We start from the raw sequence: 3,572 nt of genomic DNA, 5'->3' as shown, positions 1-3,572 counted from the left end.
GCATCGGGAACTGCCGAGCGCCGGCTTTGAAGCTGTCGTCGGGAAATGGCGCGTCGTAGGCTTCGATGACGTCGCTGGACAGCGTTGTGCGGCAGCCGCCGTTGACGATTTCTCCCACCTTGAGTTGTGGCGCCTCCTGGCTGTAGCGCTGCCAGGCCAGAAAGGCTTCGCCGGGATGAACGTCGCCGGTTGGCAGGAAAGTGTTGGCCGCTACCACCCGAGCAAAGCGCTTCGGATCTTCGGCGACCAGGCGGAGTCCGATCAGGCCACCCCAGTCCTGGCAAACCAGGCTGATGTCGCGAAGTCCGATGGCGTCGATCGCCCCGTGCGTCCAGTCGACGTGGGCCTGGTAGGTGTAATCGGTACGATCGGCGGGCTTGTCGCTACGGCCAAATCCCACCAGGTCCATGGCCACCGCCCTCAGGCCCGAGGCGGTGAGGATCGGAACCATATGCCGATATAGGTAGGACCAGGACGGTTCACCGTGGAGGAGCAGTATCACGGGAGCCCTTGCCGGGCCTTCGTCGATGTAGTGCACGCGAAGCGTTGTGCCGCCCGCGTCAACGTCGACGTAGTGAGGTTCGAACGAATAGCCTGCCAGCCCGCCGAACCGGTCGTCGGGAGTACGTAAGATTTGCAAACTCTGCTCCGCTCTGTGGTGTGCCGACGCCGTCTAGGCTCCCGGAATCTCTGATGTACTGTCAAGTACATTCGGAGCTCTGGCTGACTGGCCGAGCCCGGATTGCCCACGGCGCGCGTTACGCGAATCGGAGCGCCAGCGCGATATTGACAACATGCGGATACCACCGGCTGCCTTCGATTATGTACTGTTTGGTACAGTCAACGGAGTCGACCTGCGACGCACAGTTCAAGGAGGCCCGATGTCGTTAACCATCCGCGAACAATCAGCGCAGCTACAGGCGGCCTCAGCGGTGCAGCTGCCGGCAGATGTGGTCGAGGTGTTCAGTCGCAACTCCCAACAGCTTCGTGCGCGCGGAGTTCCGGCCGGCACTGTGAAAGTCGGGGACACCCTGCCGTCGTTCACGCTGCGCAACGCGGTGGCGGAGCGCGTGAGCCTGGACGACCTGGTGGCCACCGGTCCGGCGGTGCTCGTGTTTTATCGCGGCGGCTGGTGCCCATATTGCAACCTGGCGCTGCGTACCTACCAGCGTGAGCTGTTGCCGCAGCTGGGCGCGTGGGTCGCCACCCTGGCCGCTATCAGCCCCCAGAGCCCCGACCAGTCACTGTCCACCGCCGAGAATGCGGCTCTGAGTTTTGAGGTGCTGTCCGATTCAGGCAGTCGGTTGGCCCGCCGCATCGGGATCGCCTTCGAGCAGGCCGAAGAAGTGCTCGGAGCGCAACGCAAGCTGGGACTTGACCTCGCCCAGGTCAACGAAGAGGGTTCCACGGAGTTGCCGATGCCGACCGTGCTAATCGTCGACCCCGATCGCACCGTCCGGTTTGTGGAAGTGCATCCCGACTACACCAACCGCACCGAGGTGACCGACATCATCGCCGCGCTAGCCGGCGTGCACTCTGAAACCGACTGAGCCGCCGCACCTGAAGTGGGGCTGATCGCACGCAGCGCCGATGAGCTGAGACCGCCGATCTGATGTCGGTCGGCCATGAGGTTGCGGGTGTGTTGAGGTGACGCTGGAGCTGATCTATCGGGCAGCTCTCGAGGGCGCCCGGTGCTGGGCGCGTAATGATCGCGGCCACGTGCGTGAACTTCCGATGTCGCGGTGGATCGGGGGACCGGGCGCTACCCATCGCGACCGTTTCGCAGACGACCATGTGCTGCGGTTATGTTCAGGGCGGGCCACCCTGGACTTGGGATGCGGACCGGGGCGTTTTACCGCGTCGCTGCAGCAGCGCGGCTCGGCAGCGCTGGGCGTCGACAACTGCCGTGCGGCGGTGGAGCTGACCCGCCAGCGCGGCGGAGCCGCGATCCACGCCGACCTCTTCGGTCCGCTGCCCGCTGCCGGCTGTTGGGATCGAATCCTGCTCACCGACGGCAACATCGGTATCGGCGGTAATCCCGTGCGCACGCTACGCCGAGCGGCGGAGTTGCTCGCGCCCGGCGGGATCGTGATCGCCGAAATCGATCTCCCATCAGTGAACAGCGGTCATGAGCTGTTGCGCTGGGAAACCAAACACTATGTCGGTCAATGGTTTCCTTGGTCACGGGTCAATGTTGCGACGCTCGACAGCATCGCCGGCTCGGCCGAACTTTTGATCATCAGCATCGTCGAGATCCATGCCCGAGTGATCGCAGTGCTGCGGGGTCAGCCGCATCCGCGCAGGTGTCGACCTTGGCCGCAGGTGTCGTAGCGTGCACACGACCAGCCATCAGCCGCATATGCAAACTGCGACTCCGAGATCCAGCGGCCGAGGGCGGCCGCGATTGCACTCAGCCGCTGGTCGGAGGCTGCGGCAGCACACAGCTAATGCCCGGCTGGGGCCCATCGTGCCTGTAAACTAAGTCGATGTCTGCGTCGACATCGCCGGAGGGACGGGCACTGCCGGTCACCGAGCGGGGCCGCCGCGCACGCGCCTCGATCATCGATGCCGCCGCCACTTTGATGTACCAAAAGGGTGTCAGCATGACCAGCCTGGACGACGTACTAGCAGCGGCAGGCTCGGGTAAATCGCAGCTATATCACTACTTCGACAGCAAAGCGGACTTGGTGGCCGCGGTGATTGAGCGGCAGCTGGAGTTGGTGCTTGCGCGCCAGCCCACTCTGGCGCACATCGAGTCCTGGGACGGCATCGACGCTTGGGTCTCGGAGATCCTGACGGCACATTCGGCTCCCGGTGGCCCATTTGCCTGTCCCCTGGGCACCATGGCCGCGGAGCTAAAAAATGACCCAACTTTCCGCCCGCTTCTCGATAACGCTTTCCGCCGCTGGGAAGCCCCGCTGGCGCGGGGATTGCAGACGATTCAGGATCGGGGGGAGCTGGTCGCTGACGCCGATCCGAACCGACTGGCGAGCACTGTGATCGCAGCGCTGCAAGGCGGCATGCTATTGGCGCGAGTCCGCGGAGACATCGCCCCGCTACGTGACACTCTCGAGGGCGCCATCGAGCAGCTACGGCACTGGCGGGCCACACCATCTGGCCGACGCCGCGCGACGCGGACCGGGGTCGACAAAACCCCGACACCGGCCCGTCGGCAGACGCCGAAGACGTCCGCGCAAAAAGGGGCGGCGCGAATTGGCCACAGCAGCTCGGCGAGCACGGCCAGACGCCGGCGCCCGACGCAGGACTAAATCGGTACCCGGAATCCGCTCTACATCAGCAAGCGACTGCGGGAGTCGTGACGCTGCGTCAGACGGCTCAGACTGTACTGAAGGGTACAGTCGGTTGAATGTTTCTGCGCATCCGACCGGATGTCGTCGGCGTCATTCAGGATGGGTGGCCTGCCGCACGTCAGTGTTGCACGCATGCCACCCACGAGGAGATATTCATGAGTCAGCCCGCCACCAAATCCGTGCTAATCACCGGAGCCAACAGCGGACTGGGTAAAGATGTCGCTCGCCAACTGGCGCTACGCGACGACTTCGGCGTGATTT

4 protein-coding genes are annotated in these 3,572 nt (G+C 64.2%); 3 read left to right on the top strand and 1 reads right to left on the bottom strand.

Annotation, left to right across the window (positions count from 1 at the left end; all coding sequences use genetic code 11):
* On the bottom strand, nucleotides 1-640 hold a 640-nt coding region (locus tag WAN71_RS12110), incomplete at its 3' end, for a haloalkane dehalogenase (protein WP_422225556.1).
* A 241-nt stretch (nucleotides 641-881) separates the two neighbouring features.
* On the opposite strand from WAN71_RS12110, the gene WAN71_RS12105 reads away from it, so the two are divergent.
* The 3 genes from WAN71_RS12105 to WAN71_RS12095 all read left to right on the top strand — a co-directional run bounded on the left by WAN71_RS12105 (nucleotide 882) and on the right by WAN71_RS12095 (nucleotide 3,269).
* Nucleotides 882-1,550, top strand: a complete 669-nt coding sequence (locus WAN71_RS12105; protein WP_422225555.1) for a peroxiredoxin-like family protein — start codon at nucleotides 882-884, stop codon at nucleotides 1,548-1,550.
* Nucleotides 1,551-1,647: 97 nt separating this feature from the next.
* Entirely contained in the window at nucleotides 1,648-2,331 is a 684-nt protein-coding gene (locus tag WAN71_RS12100) for a class I SAM-dependent DNA methyltransferase (RefSeq protein WP_422225554.1), read from the top strand.
* A 155-nt stretch (nucleotides 2,332-2,486) separates the two neighbouring features.
* Nucleotides 2,487-3,269 carry a TetR/AcrR family transcriptional regulator gene (locus tag WAN71_RS12095; protein ID WP_422225553.1) on the top strand — a complete coding sequence of 261 codons (783 nt, stop codon included), beginning with the start codon at nucleotides 2,487-2,489 and terminating at the stop codon, nucleotides 3,267-3,269.
* Nucleotides 3,270-3,572: the final 303 nt, after the last annotated feature.

It is taken from the genome of Mycobacterium sp. (assembly GCF_049280035.1).
Lineage (GTDB): Bacteria > Actinomycetota > Actinomycetes > Mycobacteriales > Mycobacteriaceae > Mycobacterium.
The sequence above is the reverse complement of the archived record's forward strand: the minus strand, read 5'-3'. Positions and strand labels throughout refer to the sequence as shown.